Source organism: Wenyingzhuangia gilva (assembly GCF_030519655.1).
Lineage (GTDB): Bacteria > Bacteroidota > Bacteroidia > Flavobacteriales > Flavobacteriaceae > Wenyingzhuangia > Wenyingzhuangia gilva.
On sequence record NZ_JAUMIT010000006.1, the window covers coordinates 194913 to 210184 of the forward strand.

General features: G+C 32.7%; 11 protein-coding genes. 2 read left to right on the forward strand and 9 right to left on the reverse strand.

Features of this window, described 5'->3' with window-relative positions; all coding sequences use genetic code 11:
• Nucleotides 1-19: 19 nt before the first annotated feature.
• Nucleotides 20-2674 carry a rhamnogalacturonan lyase family protein gene (locus tag QVZ41_RS12235; RefSeq protein WP_302884881.1) on the forward strand — a complete coding sequence of 885 codons (2655 nt, stop codon included), beginning with the start codon at nucleotides 20-22 and terminating at the stop codon, nucleotides 2672-2674.
• Nucleotides 2675-2678: 4 nt separating this feature from the next.
• Nucleotides 2679-3377 carry a glycoside hydrolase family 78 protein gene (locus tag QVZ41_RS12240; protein WP_302884882.1) on the forward strand — a complete coding sequence of 233 codons (699 nt, stop codon included), beginning with the start codon at nucleotides 2679-2681 and terminating at the stop codon, nucleotides 3375-3377.
• A gap of 97 nt (nucleotides 3378-3474) precedes the next feature.
• Here QVZ41_RS12240 and QVZ41_RS12245 read toward each other — a convergent pair whose 3' ends face one another.
• The 9 genes from QVZ41_RS12245 to polA form a co-directional block, all read right to left on the reverse strand.
• On the reverse strand, nucleotides 3475-5814 hold the full coding sequence (locus QVZ41_RS12245; protein ID WP_302884883.1) for an efflux RND transporter permease subunit: 2340 nt from the start codon (nucleotides 5812-5814) through the stop codon (nucleotides 3475-3477).
• 111 nt (nucleotides 5815-5925) lie between these two features.
• Entirely contained in the window at nucleotides 5926-6480 is a 555-nt protein-coding gene (frr, locus tag QVZ41_RS12250) for a ribosome recycling factor (protein WP_302884884.1), read from the reverse strand.
• A gap of 8 nt (nucleotides 6481-6488) precedes the next feature.
• Entirely contained in the window at nucleotides 6489-7199 is a 711-nt protein-coding gene (gene pyrH / locus QVZ41_RS12255) for a UMP kinase (protein ID WP_302884885.1), read from the reverse strand.
• A 136-nt stretch (nucleotides 7200-7335) separates the two neighbouring features.
• Nucleotides 7336-8301, reverse strand: coding sequence for a translation elongation factor Ts (gene tsf / locus QVZ41_RS12260; RefSeq protein ID WP_302884886.1), 966 nt, complete (start codon nucleotides 8299-8301; stop codon nucleotides 7336-7338).
• 82 nt (nucleotides 8302-8383) lie between these two features.
• Nucleotides 8384-9118: a 30S ribosomal protein S2 gene (rpsB, locus tag QVZ41_RS12265; protein ID WP_302884887.1), complete on the reverse strand. Its 735-nt coding sequence runs from the start codon at nucleotides 9116-9118 to the stop codon at nucleotides 8384-8386.
• 165 nt (nucleotides 9119-9283) lie between these two features.
• Nucleotides 9284-9670, reverse strand: a complete 387-nt coding sequence (rpsI, locus tag QVZ41_RS12270) for a 30S ribosomal protein S9 (protein WP_073119444.1) — start codon at nucleotides 9668-9670, stop codon at nucleotides 9284-9286.
• A gap of 2 nt (nucleotides 9671-9672) precedes the next feature.
• Nucleotides 9673-10128: a 50S ribosomal protein L13 gene (gene rplM, locus QVZ41_RS12275; RefSeq protein ID WP_302884888.1), complete on the reverse strand. Its 456-nt coding sequence runs from the start codon at nucleotides 10126-10128 to the stop codon at nucleotides 9673-9675.
• A gap of 149 nt (nucleotides 10129-10277) precedes the next feature.
• Complete coding sequence (locus QVZ41_RS12280) at nucleotides 10278-12251, reverse strand: LTA synthase family protein (RefSeq protein ID WP_302884889.1); 1974 nt, start codon at nucleotides 12249-12251, stop codon at nucleotides 10278-10280.
• Nucleotides 12252-12270: 19 nt separating this feature from the next.
• Nucleotides 12271-15075 carry a DNA polymerase I gene (gene polA / locus QVZ41_RS12285; RefSeq protein ID WP_302884890.1) on the reverse strand — a complete coding sequence of 935 codons (2805 nt, stop codon included), beginning with the start codon at nucleotides 15073-15075 and terminating at the stop codon, nucleotides 12271-12273.
• Nucleotides 15076-15272 lie beyond the last annotated feature (197 nt).

The window sequence follows — 15272 nt, forward strand, 5'->3', positions numbered from 1 at the left end:
TGACTAAATAAAAAGAGATATGATAAATAATATTTTGAGAAAAGAAAAAGTTTTATTCTTGTTTTTGAGCTTATTTGTTTCTACAATATATGCTCAAAGACCTATGGAGTACTTAGATCGTGGGGTGATAGCTTTAGAGACAAATATAGGGGTTTTTGTATCATGGAGAATGGTGGGTACAGATAGTCCAGGTGTTAAGTTTAATATTTATAAAAATGGAGAACAATTAAATGTTGGTCCTATAGATACAAAAACTAATTTTTCAGATTTTAATGGAACTTCATCTGATGAATATCAAATAGAAACCGTTGTAGCAGAGGGGCAAAATGAAATGACTCAAAAAATCAAGCCATGGCCTTACGCACCTTCTTTAGATCCAGGAAGAGATAACTTAGCAAGATTAGAAATTCCAATTCCAGCGGCTCCCGCATCAAACTTAATAGCAGGTGATATGTCTGTTGGAGATTTAGATGGAGATGGAGATTATGAACTTGTATTTCAGTGGGAAGGAGATAGAGAAGACCCTCCATACTTAGATGCCATAGATTTACAAGGAAATCATTTATGGAGAATTAGTTTAGGGGCCAATGTAATTTACAATGGAATATCTTTTTTGGTGTATGATTTTGATGGAGATGGTAAAGCAGAAGTTGCCTGTCAAACAGGTCCAGGAACCAAAGATGGTCAAGGTAATTTCTTGAGCACCGGTCCTGCAGCTACTGATGATGACTCTAAAATCTATCAAAGAATTGCTGGTAGAGTTGTTGAAGACCCTACCTATTTTACGGTATTTAATGGGCAAACTGGCGTAGAGATGGCAACAGAAGAATGGCCAGTTCCAATTGGACCATTAAGTGAGATGGAGAAAACCTGGGAAGACGATTACGGACATAGAGCGAATTCAACCAAAGGAGCTGTTTTATATGATAAGGTTAAAGGTCCAATGATGGTTTTTACACGTGGAATCTATTCAAAAATAGGTATGGGGGCTTATACTTGGAATGGAACCAACCTAAAACAAGAGTGGTTGTTTGATAGTGATGATTATCCAAGTGGTATGTATAGAGGAGAAGGAAATCATGCAGTTACCATAGCCGATGTTGATGGAGATGAATCTGATGAGTTGATGTATGGAGCGTGTGCTATAGATAATGATGGTTTAGGCTTATATGCTACAGGTAGAGGACATGGAGATTCACATGCCTTGGGAGATTTAGATCCAGATAGACCAGGGTTGGAGTATTTTCAACCACATGAAAATGGTACTTACGGACTTTCATTTAGAGATGCTGCTACGGGAGAAATTTTATGGGAGTATTTAAGTCCTTCTGATGTAGGAAGAGCATGGGCTGCAGATATTACAGAGTCAAATAAAGGTTTTGAAATTGTAGCTGTTGGAGATTTTATAGATGATGGACGAGATGATCATAGTTCTGTGTTTGATGTTAAAGGAAATTTGTTAAATCCAGACATTTATTACAATGCTTTTTATCAACCTGTTTATTTCGATGGAGACATCCAACGTGATATTAGAAATAAAACTGGAATAGATGATGCTAACAATGGAGGTAGGATTTTAACTGCTTGGTATTATGGAGCTAGTACGATACACTATACAAAACAAGATGCCAATTTGGTAGCCGATATTTTAGGAGATTGGAGAGAAGAAATCATTTTTGTAAAGTCTGATAACAGTGCTTTTGTGTTGTTTTCTTCTTGGATTCCTACCCAGCATAAAGTTTATACCTTAATGCATGATCCAGCTTATAGAATGCAAGTTGCTGCTCAGAATGTAGGATATAATCAACCAGCAAATGTTAGTTATTACTTACCTGACTATGCCTCTTATCAACCTAATATTACAACCATTAAGGCTGATAGATCTAACGATGATGATGATAAAGATGGAGTAGTGAATGCAGAAGATCAATGTCCAGAAACTCCAGATGGAGATGTAGTTGATGAAAATGGATGTACTATTTTAAATATTCCAAGTAACAATTTTACTATTGAAACAGTAAGTGAAACTTGTTTAGGAAGTAATAACGGAAAAATTGTAATAACCGCAAATGAGGCGAATGATTATGAATTGGATATCAATGGTACTACTTATGAATTTACAGAAACATTTACAGTAGAAGATTTAGTTCCTGCGGATTATGATTTTTGTATTTCTATACTTAATACTTTATTCAAGCAATGTTATTCTGTAACTATCGATGCAGGAGGAACATTAGCCATCAATTCAAAAGTGCAAGAAAATGCAATAAGCATAGATGTTGAAAATGGAACTGCACCTTATAAAATATTTGTAAATAGTAAAAAAACGTTAGAAACTTCTACATCATCATTTACATTAGCTGTAAAACAAGGAGATATAGTTGAGGTATTGACTGATAAAAACTGTGAAGGGACTGTTTCTAAAGTAATCGATTTTTATGAAATGATGACACCAACTCCAAATCCAACTCATGGTGTTTTTGAAATTATAGTACCTACAACAAAAGATGAAGTAATGATTGAGGTTTACAATTCAGTATCAAGAGTTTCGTCAAAATCTTATCCCGTTATTAACGGAAAAGTAAGATTAGATTTAGAAGGAAATACCAATGGTGTTTACTTTTTAAAAGTGTTGTTACAAAAACCAGTAGTGTTAAAAATAATAAAGCAATAAGAATATGAAAAAATACATATATATAACAATTATTAGTTTAGCATTGTTTTCTTGTGGAGGAGCAGGAGGAGATGATATAGGAGAAGAAACAGGAGGTAATAATGCACCTACAAGACCCAATATTAAAGCACCAGCAAATAATTTATTATGTATCGATAATAATATTAGATTTGAATGGAATCGATCTTCTGATCAAGAAGGAGATGCTATTAGTTATACTATTGAAATTTCAAAAGACAATCAATTTAATACGATAGAATATTCCGATAAAGTTGTAACTAGACTTGTAAATGTTACTCTAGAAAAAGGGGTAAGTTATTATTGGAGAGTAAAAGCTACGGATTCTCAAAATAATTCCAGCGAATATTCAACCACATATCAATTTTATACAGAGGGTGATGGTACTAGTAATCATTTGCCTTTTGCAGCAACTTTGGTAGGACCTAGCAATATATCGAATGTTACAGGGGCTTCTGTAACTTTAGAGTGGACAGCTAATGATGTTGATACTGAGGATCAATTAACTTATGATGTGTATTTTGGTACTTCTAGTGATGTTGATACATTGGTTTCTGAGAATCTAGAAACAAATAGTTTTAATGTTTCTCTAACCGCAGGAACTAAATATTATTGGAAAGTTGATGTAAAAGACAATCATGGTGCCAAGACTCAAGGACAAGTATGGACTTTTACAACTAATTAAATTAGACGAGTATTGTTCTAAATTTCATAAAAAATCCCTGAGTGATATTCAATTCAGGGATTTTTGTATGTATAAAGTATCGTAATTTATAGAGATATTACTTTTTAGATTTCTTTCTTTTCTTATTAATTACTCTTTCAAAAGTTAGTAATAAAGAAGGTAAGATTACTAAATTAGAAATCATGGCAAATAAAAGGGTGATTGAAACCAATCCTCCTAGAGCTTTGGTTCCTCCAAAACTAGAAATTACAAAAACTAGAAATCCAAAAAACAACACAATAGAAGTGTAGAACATGCTAATTCCAGACTCTTTAATGGCTTTGTAAACAGATTTTCGAACCTTTCCTTTACTCGCTATTAATTCTTGCCTGTATTTGGCTAAAAAGTGTATGGTGTCATCTACAGAGATTCCAAAAGCAATGCTAAATACTAAAATGGTTGAAGGTTTTAACGGAATACCTAAATAGCCCATCAATCCAGCTGTTAATACCAATGGAAATACATTTGGAATTAAGGAAATTAAGATCATTTTAGAGTTCTTGAATAATCCACCAATAAATAAAGCAATCAATACAATTGCCAAACCTAAAGAAATGATCAGATTATGGATTAAATAATTGGTTCCTTTTACAAAAACCAAAGCTTTTCCTGTCATGGTAACATCATAGCGTTCCTTCGGGAAGTTTTTATCAATAATCACTTGTAGTTCTTCTTGAATTTGTTCCATTCTTTCTGTACCAATATCTTTCATAAAAGTGGTAATACGAGCATAGCGACCTGTTTTGTCAACCATATTGGCCAAGGCATTTGTATTTCCTCCAGAATTTTGAGCATAACTTAAAATAAAGTTTTTCTCTTGTGAGGTTGGAAGTTTATAAAAATCAGGATTTCCGTTGTAAAAAGCTTGTTTGGTAAACTTTACCAGGTTGTTTACCGAAATAGGTTTTGAAAATTCAGGGATTTTAAGAATTTCTGATTCAAGTTTGTCAATACGTTTTAAGGTTGCTAAATTCATCACTCCCTTATCTTTTTTAGTATCTACTAAAATTTCAAGTGGTAAAATACCCCCAAACTCCTTCTCAAAGAATACAATGTCTTTGTAAAACTGAGTCTTTTTAGACATGTCTTCAATTAAACTACCCGATACTTTTATTTGAAAAGCACCAATAATAGCCACTGTTAATAAAATAAAAGAAACAATATATACATAAGGTTTTTTATTTCTTACAATACTCGTCATTCCTTTTACAATGGTATCCACCCACCTTTTTTCTAAATGTTTTAAGTGCTTGGGTTTAGGTAAAGGCATAAAGCTATACAGAATCGGAATTAAACAAAGGGAGATTAAAAAGATTCCCATAATGTTAATAGAAGCAATTACTCCAAACTCTTTTAGAATGGTACTTTTGGTAAATATAAAAGTAGCAAAACCAGCAGAGGTGGTTAAGTTAGTCATTAAGGTAGCATTTCCAACTTTTGTAATGACACGCTGTAAAGACTTTGCCTTGTTTCCGTGTTTATGTATTTCTTGTTGATACTTATGAATTAAAAATATGGCATTAGGAACTCCAATTACAATAATTAAAGGCGGAATTAAAGCGGTTAAAATAGAAATTTGATATCCTAATAATCCTATAAAACCAAAAGACCAAAGTACACCAATAATTACCACTGTTAAAGTAATGGCTGTGGCTCTAAGAGATCTAAAAAACAAAAAGAAAATAAGTCCTGTTACTCCTAAACCAAGTAGCACAAACATTCCCATTTCGGATTTTACACTAGCAGCATTCATACTACGAACGTAAGGCATTCCCGAAACTCTTACTTGTAAGTTATTTTCTTTATTAAATTTTTGAATCAAGGGATTAAAAGTTTCTTTAATAAAGTCAGACCTAACCTTGGTATTTACAATTTGCTTGTCTACATAAACAATGGTTTGAATTGTTCCGGTTTCTTTGTTAAATAAAAGATGATCGTAAAAAGGTAAATCATTAAATATATGTTGACTGATGCTATCTACTTCTTGTTGATTGTATTTTTTTTTGGTAAATATAGAGGTCAGTTCAAACTTTTGTGCTTCAACATTTTTCTTTAGTTCTTTGATATTACTGAAGGAGACTACCCCTTCTATTACTTCTTTATAAGCTGAAATTTTATCTGCTAAAGCAATCCAATTGTTAAATTTGTTAACATCAGTAAAAAGGGTACTGTCTTTAACAGCCAATACAATAATATTTCCTTCTTCTCCAAAAATGTTTAAGAATTTATCATATTCTATGTTTACAGAATTGTCTTCAGGAAGTAAATTGGCTTCGGTATATGAGAACTGTACTTTTTTAAATTGAGATGCCAGTAGACCTGTAACTACAGCAATTATAATAATGGTAGCAACTCTGTGGGTAAGAATGGTTCTAGCAACAGTATTCCAAAATTTCATAAAAAGTAAATAATTGAATGAGGGACGTAAAATTATATAAAAAAAGCCATCTAATTAGGTAACAAAGTACTTTATTAGATGGCTTTATGTTTTTAGGTTGAGAACAGTAGGTTAAACTTTCATGATTTCAGCATCTTTTACAACATAAACTTCATCTACTTTTTTGATAAAACTATCTGTTAAAGTTTGAATTTTATCTTCTGCAACTTTCTTTTCATCATCAGAAATTTCAACTTTTTTAATATCGTTATTAGCATCTCTACGAATGTTACGGATACTAATTTTAGCAAGTTCAGCTTCTGCTTTCGCTTGTTTAGATAATTCTTTACGTCTTTCTTCAGTCAATGCAGGAACACTAATAATGATGTGTTCTCCATTATTCATTGGGTTAAAGCCTAAGTTAGCTACAATAATTCCTTTCTCAATTTCAGGAATCATGTTTTTTTCCCATGGTTGTACGGTAATGGTTTGAGCATCTGGCGTATTGATGTTTGCAACTTGTCCAATAGGAGTAGGAGAACCATAATAGTTAACCATTACACTTCCCAACATAGCAGGACTTGCTTTTCCAGCTCTAATATTTCCAAATTCTTTGATTAAGTGAGCAATGGCAGCATCCATTCCCTCTTTAGTAGTGTCAATAATAAATGTAACTTCCTCGTTCATCTTATGTATTATTTATCTGTAACTATTGTACCAATTTTTTCTCCTGTAATTAATTTTTGAAGATTTCCTTTTGTATTCATATCAAATACTAAAATAGGAAGGCTATTTTCTTCACTTAAAGTAAAAGCTGTTGAGTCCATTACTTTTAAGCCTTTGTCTAATACATCTCTATAAGAAATGGTATCAAATTTTGTAGCTGTGCTATCTTTTTCAGGGTCTGCAGTGTAAATTCCATCTACACGAGTTCCTTTTAAAATCACGTCTGCTTGTATTTCAATGGCTCTTAATACTGAGGCAGTATCTGTAGTAAAATATGGGTTTCCAGTTCCGGCTCCAAAAATAACAACTCTCCCTTTTTCTAAGTGTCTTACAGCTCTTCTTTTGATAAAAGGTTCTGCAATTTCTTCCATTTTAATAGCGGTAAGTAATCTGGTTTTAACCCCTGTAGCTTCTATGGCGCTTTGTAAAGCCATTCCGTTAATACAAGTAGCTAACATTCCCATATAATCTCCTTGCACACGATCCATTCCTTGCGCTGCACCAGAAACTCCTCTAAAGATATTTCCTCCACCTATTACAATTGCAATTTCTAATCCAGTTTCAACAGCCGCTTTGATTTCTTGAGCATATTCGGCTAATCTTTTAGGATCTATACCATATTGCTTATCTCCCATTAAAGCTTCACCACTTAATTTTAATAGTATTCTTTTGTATTGCATGATTGTTATTTAGGTAGTGCAAATATAAAATTTTACACGAATATTTATAGCTTGATAAGTTTGTTTCTTCTTTTTATTACATAAAAAAACCTCTCATGAAAATGAGAGGTTTTTAATATTGTGATTAGAATATTAATTATCCTAAAGTTACTCTTGAGAAAGCAACCACTTCTACGTTAGAAGCAGCAACATATTCAGCAACAGTTATTTTTTCATCTTTGATGAAGTTTTGATCTAAAAGACATTTCTCTTGATCTAAAGTAGTGTTGTCAGAAACAAATCTTTCCATTTTACCTGGTAAAATTCTATCCCAGATTTTTTCTGGTTTTCCTTCAGCAGTTAATTCAGCTTTAGCATCCGCTTCAGCTTTAGCCATTACTTCATCAGTTAATTGAGATTTAGAAATGTATTGAGGAACATTTTTTAATGTTTTTCCTAACCTTCCTAATTCAATATTGTCTTTTTCAATTGCAGCAATTCTTGCTTCAGTTTCAGCAGCTACAAATTCTGGATCAAAATCTTTATAAGATAATGTAGTAGCTCCCATAGAAGCAACTTGCATCGCAATGTCTCTAGACAAAGCTTCAGCACCTTCTACAGCCTCAGATAAACCAACTAAAGTTGCAATTTTGTTACCCACGTGAATATATGAACCAACGAAAGGAGCCTCAACTCTTGCAAAATCGTTAATTTCTAATTTTTCACCTACAACTCCTGTTTGCTCAACTAATTTTTCAGCAACAGAAATACCACCAAAATCAGAAGCTAAAAACTCTTCTTTTGTTTTAAAGTTTAATGCAGCAGCAGCCAATTCTTTAGCCAAAGCAACAAAATCTTCGTTTTTACCAACAAAATCAGTTTCACATCCTAATACAATAGAAACTCCAGCTGTTTTATCAGCGTTTACAACAGAGATAGCAGCACCTTCACTAGACTCACGGTCAGCTCTTTTCTCTGCCATTTTTTGTCCTCTTTTGCGTAATACATCTACTGCTTTGTCAAAATCTCCTTCAGCTTCGATTAAAGCTTTTTTACAGTCCATCATTCCAGCTCCTGATGATTTTCTTAATTTCATCACGTCAGCTGCCTTAATATCTGCCATAGTATTGTGTTTTAAAGTTTTTATAAAAATGAACGGTACAAAATTATATTTTTTTGTACCGTTTCATGTTAAATTTATGTGATTATTCAGCTTTTTCTTCAACAGCTGCAGTTTCAGCAGGAGCATCTTTTCCAGCTTTTCTTTCGCTTAATCCTTGAGCAATTGCTCCAGTAGTTAAGGTTAAGATTTTATCAATAGACTTAGAAGCATCATCGTTAGATGGGATTACATAATCAATATCACTAGGATCTGAGTTTGTATCCACCATTGCAAAAACAGGAATGTTTAATTTATTAGCTTCAGCAACAGCAATGTGTTCTTTTTTAACGTCAATTACAAATAAAGCACCTGGTAAACGAGTCATGTCAGCAATAGAACCTAAGTTCTTTTCCAATTTAGCACGTTGACGTTCGATTTGTAATTTTTCTCTTTTTGATAAAGCGTCGAAAGAACCATCAGTCTTCATTCTATCAATTTGAGACATTTTTTTAACTGCTTTACGAATAGTAACGAAGTTTGTTAACATTCCTCCAGGCCATCTTTCAGTGATGTAAGGCATGTTTACAGCTCCAGCTTTTTCAGCAACGATGTCTTTCGCTTGTTTTTTTGTTGCAACAAATAAGATTTTTCTTCCTGAAGCAGCAATTTTTTCTAATGCAGCAGAAGCGTCATCAATTTTAGCTGAAGTTTTATATAAGTCAATGATGTGTACTCCATTACGTTCTGTGTAGATGTAAGGAGCCATGCTTGGATTCCACTTTCTAGTTAAGTGTCCAAAATGTACACCAGCTTCTAATAATTCTTGAATATTTGCCATAATATGGTTGTTGTTTAGATGTTAGCAATAGTGGAGTAGTTCTGAGTAGAAGTCTCTACTATTTTTGCTAAACAATCGATTAATTTTATTTTTAGTTTGTAAAGTTTAAGGTTGAAAAGTTGTAAGTAAACTTTAAACTTTTTAACCTTAAAAACTTTAATAATATTAACGCTTTGAGAATTGGAATTTCTTTCTTGCTTTCTTTTGACCAAATTTCTTACGCTCAACCATTCTAGGGTCACGAGTTAATAATCCTTCTGGTTTTAAGATTGCTCTGTTCTCAGCATCAATTTCACATAATGCTCTAGCGATAGCTAAACGGATTGCCTCAGCTTGTCCAGTTACACCACCTCCAAATACATTTACTGTAATATCGAAAGACTCTAAGTTATCTGTTAATAATAAAGCTTGTTTAGCTTTGTACTGTAAAGTTCCAGTAGTAAAGTAAGCAGGTAAATCTTTACCATTAATAGTCATGTTTCCTTTTCCTTCAGAAACATATACTCTTGCTACGGCAGTTTTTCTTCTACCAATCTTGTGAATAGTCTCCATGATTATAATAGGTCGTTTAAGTTAATAGCTTTTGGTTGTTGTGCTTCTTGAGCGTGCTCAACACCAGCGTAAACATATAAGTTTCTGTAAAGAGCGCTTCCTAATTTGTTTTTAGGTAACATTCCTTTTACTGCTTTTTCGATTAATCTTGTAGGATCTTTCTCGAACATTTCTGTTGCAGTTAAACTTCTTTGACCACCTGGATAACCTGTGTGACGAATGTAAGATTTGTCAGACCATTTTTTTCCAGTTAAATTGATTTTTTCAGCGTTGATAATAACAACGTTGTCACCACAATCCACGTGAGGAGTGTAGCTTGGCTTGTACTTACCTCTAATTAGTTTTGCAACTTTAGAAGCTAAACGACCCAATGTTTGTCCGTCCGCATCAACTAAAACCCATTGCTTGTCAGCAGTTGCTTTGTTAGCCGATACTGTTTTGTAACTTAATGTGTTCATTTACACCTAGTTTTTGTAATAATTAAACAATAATTCTTCTTGGATTCTCCCAAGGGTGTGCAAAAATAGAACTATTTGTTTAGATTACAATCTTTTTTTTAAGAGAATTTTCATAAAAAAGAATCGTATAAACATCTGATAACTAATTATTAATGTTTATGGGTGGTTTTTAGTTTGTTGTTTTTAAACAATTCGTAAGCTGTTTGGTAGTTTGCAACAGTTTCTTCTAACAGTTTTTCATCACTTTCTGTTAGGCTTAAAGTATTTTCCTCAGCATTCCAATTGTAGGTGTTGCTTCCTTTGTTTTCGTTAAGAATGACCACTTGATTTCCTTTTCTGAATCCTAATTTTCGGTGGTTAGCTATAAAAGCTCTTTCTTCTTCAGGCTTCATTTTAGTAATGTCTTTTCCAAAGATTTTACTTTCATATGACCAGTTTAAATATCCAAATAAAGTGGGTAGTAAATCTATTTGAGAACAAAGTTTGTTTACTTTCTGTGGTTTTGTGTGTGGCAAATTGTAAATCAACGCTGGAATGTGATAGCTATCAATTTCCAATTCTGTTTTACCGGCACTGTATGCACAATGATCTGAGATAATTACAAATACAGTATTTTTGTACCAAGGTTCTTTTTTTGCTTCCGTAAAGAATCGCTTCATCGCCCAATCTGCATAACGGATGGCAGATATCCTACTTCCTGATTTATCAGCAATATGTCCTTCTGGAAAAGAATAAGGTCTATGATTTGTATTGGTCATGATAAAGTTAAAGAAAGGCTTTTTACTTTGATGTTGTAGGTTTATTTGCTGAATGGCTTTGTTATAAATATCACCATCGCAAGCCCCCCAAGCATTTTCAAAAGTAATTTCTTCCTCGGTAAAAATTGTTCGTTTGGTAGGGAATTCTTTTGCTGAATTTACCTCCTTAGGATTGTCAACAATATCAAAACCATTGTTCCCAAAATAACCATTCATATTATCAAAATGTCCATCGCCCCCATAAAAGAAAGTTCTGCTATATCCTTTTTGTTTTAAGATTTCTCCAATGGTAAATAAATGATCGTTGTTAGGTCGTTTTACAATGCTGCGGCCTGGTGTAGGAGGAATGGCAAGTGTAATGGCTTCCATTCCACGAATGGTTCGTGTTCCTGTAGCTTGTAAGTTGGTGTAAAACACACTTTGTTGTGCTAAACTATCTAAAAAAGGAGTTAATAATTTTTGATTTCCAAAAGCTTCCATAAAATTAGCACTCAAACTTTCCATACATATAAAGACTATGTTTGGTTTTAGCTCTTTTCCTCTGCTCTTAATAGTTCTTAAAATATTGTCTTTAGAAAGTAGTTGATCTTCTTTTTCTAAAAGACTTTGTTGTACTATTTTTAAAGATTTTTCTTGAGGTTGTTTGATGTAAAATTCATCGTAATCTAATTCATTAGCATTGTAGGCGGCAAAAAAAGAATAAATTCCTGATTTGGCTAGTTCGTTTTCGTATCTATTCGTAAAAATTTCAGCCTGTTTGTTTTGTACAAATAAATGAAAAGTACCTGCTACTAAAAGCCAAAATCCATAAGGGATAATTTTTCTTATATAGCCATCGTTATTGTTGTAGCAATTGATAAAAGCCTCTTGTTTTTTAGCTACGTAAAATGCCCCAAGTGTTAAGACAATAATAACTCCAATCAATATAGGAAGCGGATAAGATTCGTTAATGTTTTCTATCACTTCATAAGTGTATAGTAAATAATCTACTGCGATGAAATTGTATCTTCTGGCAAATTCTTCCCAGAAAGTAAATTCTCCTAAAAAGGCAAATACAAAAATAAAGACCAATAAAAAGTATGTGAATTTTGTAAGTGTTTTGTCAAGCCAGTTTCCGTAAAACTTGCTAGGGAATAAAAACCAATAAATTCCATAAATAGCTAAAATATAAGAAAGAGTTCCAAAATCAAAAAAAACGCCAATTCCTATTACTTTGATGAAATCAACAATAGAAAATCCGATACTTTTAATAGACCATATATAAAGACTTAGTCTTACCAATGAAGAGACTATTAAAAACAAAGCGCTAAAGCTTTTTAATAAACTAAAACGTTTAGGAAATAGTAAAGAAGTAATGTTAATCATGTATTTTTTAGGTAAAAAATTAATGAGCATCTAACCAATTGTCTCCCATATCAGTATCAACCACTAAAGGAACACTCAGTTTATAAGCGTTTTCCATTTCGGAAACAATTAAAGGTTTTAAGAGGTCAATTTCATCTTTATGCATATCGAAAACCAATTCATCGTGTACTTGTAATAGCATTTGGGTTTTGTAATTGCCTTTTTCTAATGCTCTTTGAATGTTAATCATGGCGATTTTAATGATGTCTGCAGCGGTTCCTTGAATAGGAGCGTTGACAGCGTTTCGTTCATCAGCAGAACGAACAATGGCATTGGCAGAATTGATATTGTTTAAATATCTACGTCTGTCTAGTAAAGTTTTTACATACCCGTGTTCTTTGGCAAAATCTACTTGACTAGCCATGTATTTTTTTAAAGTTGGATACGTTTTGTAATAAGTATCAATTAATTCTTTAGATTCTTTTCTACTTAAATTGGTTTGTTGACTCAATCCAAAGGCAGAAACGCCATAAATAATTCCAAAGTTTACTGTTTTGGCTTGACTACGTTGTTCTCGCGTAACTTCTTTTAAAGGTACTCCAAAAACATTGGCTGCTGTAGAACGGTGAATGTCATCTCCATTCTGAAAAGAAGCTAGCATTTCTGGATCTTGACTCAGTTCGGCAATTAACCTTAACTCTATTTGAGAATAATCGGCAGCAAATAAAGTGTAGTCATCATTCTTTTTGATAAAGGCCTTACGGATTTGTTTTCCTCTTTCCGTTCTAATAGGGATGTTTTGCAAGTTAGGATTGTTAGAACTCAATCTACCGGTTGCAGCGGTTGCTTGACTGTAGGTAGTGTGAACTCTGTGTGTAATTGGATTGACCTCGTTAGGTAAAGCATCTACATATGTATTTTTTAATTTTACCAATCCACGATATTCTAATATTTTGGCTGCAATTTCATGTTCTGCTGCTAACTTGCTTAAAATATCTTCTCCTGTTGCATATTGACCTGTTTTGGTTTTTTTGGCCTTGTCTACTAATTTTAAGTTTTCAAACAAAACAATTCCTAATTGCTTTGGAGAGGCAATGTTAAATTCTTCTCCCGCAAGTGTGTAAATATCTTTTTCTAAAACAGCAATGTCAGTAGTTAAAACGTCAGACAATTCTTTTAAATAAGGAACATCTAGGTTAATTCCTGTTAATTCCATTTTAGCCAATACTCTTAATAAAGGTAATTCAATCTCATCGTATAATTTTTCAAGATTGTTTTCTCCTAATTCTTTTCTAAATTGTGTTTCTAATTGAAAACAGACATCAGATTGTTCACAAGAATATGGAGTAGTAATAGATAAATCAACTTCGGCTAATTTTATTTTGTTTTTACCTTTTCCGATGATATTGTCTTGATGTGTTACTTCATACTTTAAATAAGTTTCAGATAATACTTCTAATTGATGTCTCATATCAGGGTGTAGTAGATAGTGAGCCAAACTAATGTCAAAAATCTTTCCTTTTAAAGTGATGTTATATTGTGCTAAGAATTTAATATTACTTTTTACATCGTAAGCAATCTTTTCAATAATCTCATTTTCAAAGAAAGCTTTTAACTCGGTCATTATTTGATCTGTGTTTTCGGTAACAGGAATATAATATCCTGTATTAGCTTCATAAGAAAAGCTAAATCCAATAATTTGATCGATAAAATTTTCTCTTTCCGTAACAATTTCAAAAGCAACTTTAGGCTGATTTAAAAGTTTGCTAATAAACAATTTTCTAGCAACGTTGGTGTTTAAATATTGATAAATAGGCTTTGTGTTGCTAATGGTGTTAAAACCAAAAGAAGATGTTGTGTTTGTTTGTTCTGGACTAGCAAACAAGTCTAATTGAGGCTCGTTACTATTTGTTTTTTGAATTTCTTGAGTTGGGTTTTCTGTAGTGCTCTCAGGAGTCTCCGTTCCAAAAATCTTATTAACAGTTTCAGCAATTCTTCTAAATTCTAATTCTTGAAAAATTTTAGAAGTTTCTTCAATATTTGGAGCACACATGGTAAAGTTTTCCTCGTGGTATTCCACAGGACAATCCAAAATAATGGTCGCCAATTGTTTGGATAAGATCCCTAATTCTTTATTGGCTTCAATTTTTTCTTTCATTTTTCCTTTTAGCTCATGAGTGTTGGCTAAAAGATTTTCCATAGATCCGTATTCTTTGATGAATTTTTTAGCAGTCTTGTCTCCAACTCCTGGTAAACCAGGAATGTTGTCTACAGCATCCCCCATCATTCCTAAATAATCTATAACTTGTAAAGGATTTTCTACTTCAAACTTTTCTTTTACTTTTTCTACATCCCAAATTTCAATTCCGTTCCCCATTCTGGCGGGTCTGTACATAAAAATGTTTTCAGAAACCAATTGAGCGTAATCTTTATCTGGAGTTACCATGTAAACTTGGCAACCTTCTTTTTCTGCTTGTTTTGCCAAAGTTCCAATCAAATCATCGGCTTCAAAACCTTCCACTTCAATAATGGGAATGTTCATGGCTTTTAAAATTTCATGAATATATGGAACGGCAATTTTAATGGCTTCGGGTGTTTCTTGCCTGTTGGCTTTATAATCTTCAAAAGATTCAGTTCTAGTAGCCGACCCTCCTTTGTCAAAAGCAACGGCTAAAAGTTCTGGTTTTTCTCTTTTGATGACGTCTAATAAAGAATTTGTAAATCCTAGAATTGCAGAAGTATCCATTCCTTTAGAGTTAATTCTTGGATTTTTGATCAAAGCATAATATCCTCTAAAAATTAAAGCATAAGCATCTAGTAAAAACAATCTTTTTTGTGTAGCCATAAATAAAAATTAAGTGTGGTAAATGTAATTAAAAATGTCTTTAAATTTAAGTGTTGATCATTGGTTTTTACCTCTTACTTGTTCTGTAAAAATTTAAATAAGATAAAAACAATGCAAAAAACATCAAAATTCACGTTGTTTTTTTTGTTTAATTTGTAAAAAAGTTATATTAGCATAGTTTTTGTATATGAATTGTA

Bases quoted from the DNA above. Each gene is read 5' to 3' on its own strand.
- QVZ41_RS12235 (WP_302884881.1), top strand. From the start codon at position 20: ATGATAAATAATATTTTGAGAAAAGAAAAAGTTTTATTCTTGTTTTTG.
- QVZ41_RS12240 (WP_302884882.1), top strand. From the start codon at position 2,679: ATGAAAAAATACATATATATAACAATTATTAGTTTAGCATTGTTTTCT.
- QVZ41_RS12245 (WP_302884883.1), bottom strand. From the start codon at position 5,814: ATGAAATTTTGGAATACTGTTGCTAGAACCATTCTTACCCACAGAGTT.
- frr (WP_302884884.1), bottom strand. From the start codon at position 6,480: ATGAACGAGGAAGTTACATTTATTATTGACACTACTAAAGAGGGAATG.
- pyrH (WP_302884885.1), bottom strand. From the start codon at position 7,199: ATGCAATACAAAAGAATACTATTAAAATTAAGTGGTGAAGCTTTAATG.
- tsf (WP_302884886.1), bottom strand. From the start codon at position 8,301: ATGGCAGATATTAAGGCAGCTGACGTGATGAAATTAAGAAAATCATCA.
- rpsB (WP_302884887.1), bottom strand. From the start codon at position 9,118: ATGGCAAATATTCAAGAATTATTAGAAGCTGGTGTACATTTTGGACAC.
- rpsI (WP_073119444.1), bottom strand. From the start codon at position 9,670: ATGGAGACTATTCACAAGATTGGTAGAAGAAAAACTGCCGTAGCAAGA.
- rplM (WP_302884888.1), bottom strand. From the start codon at position 10,128: ATGAACACATTAAGTTACAAAACAGTATCGGCTAACAAAGCAACTGCT.
- QVZ41_RS12280 (WP_302884889.1), bottom strand. From the start codon at position 12,251: ATGATTAACATTACTTCTTTACTATTTCCTAAACGTTTTAGTTTATTA.
- polA (WP_302884890.1), bottom strand. From the start codon at position 15,075: ATGGCTACACAAAAAAGATTGTTTTTACTAGATGCTTATGCTTTAATT.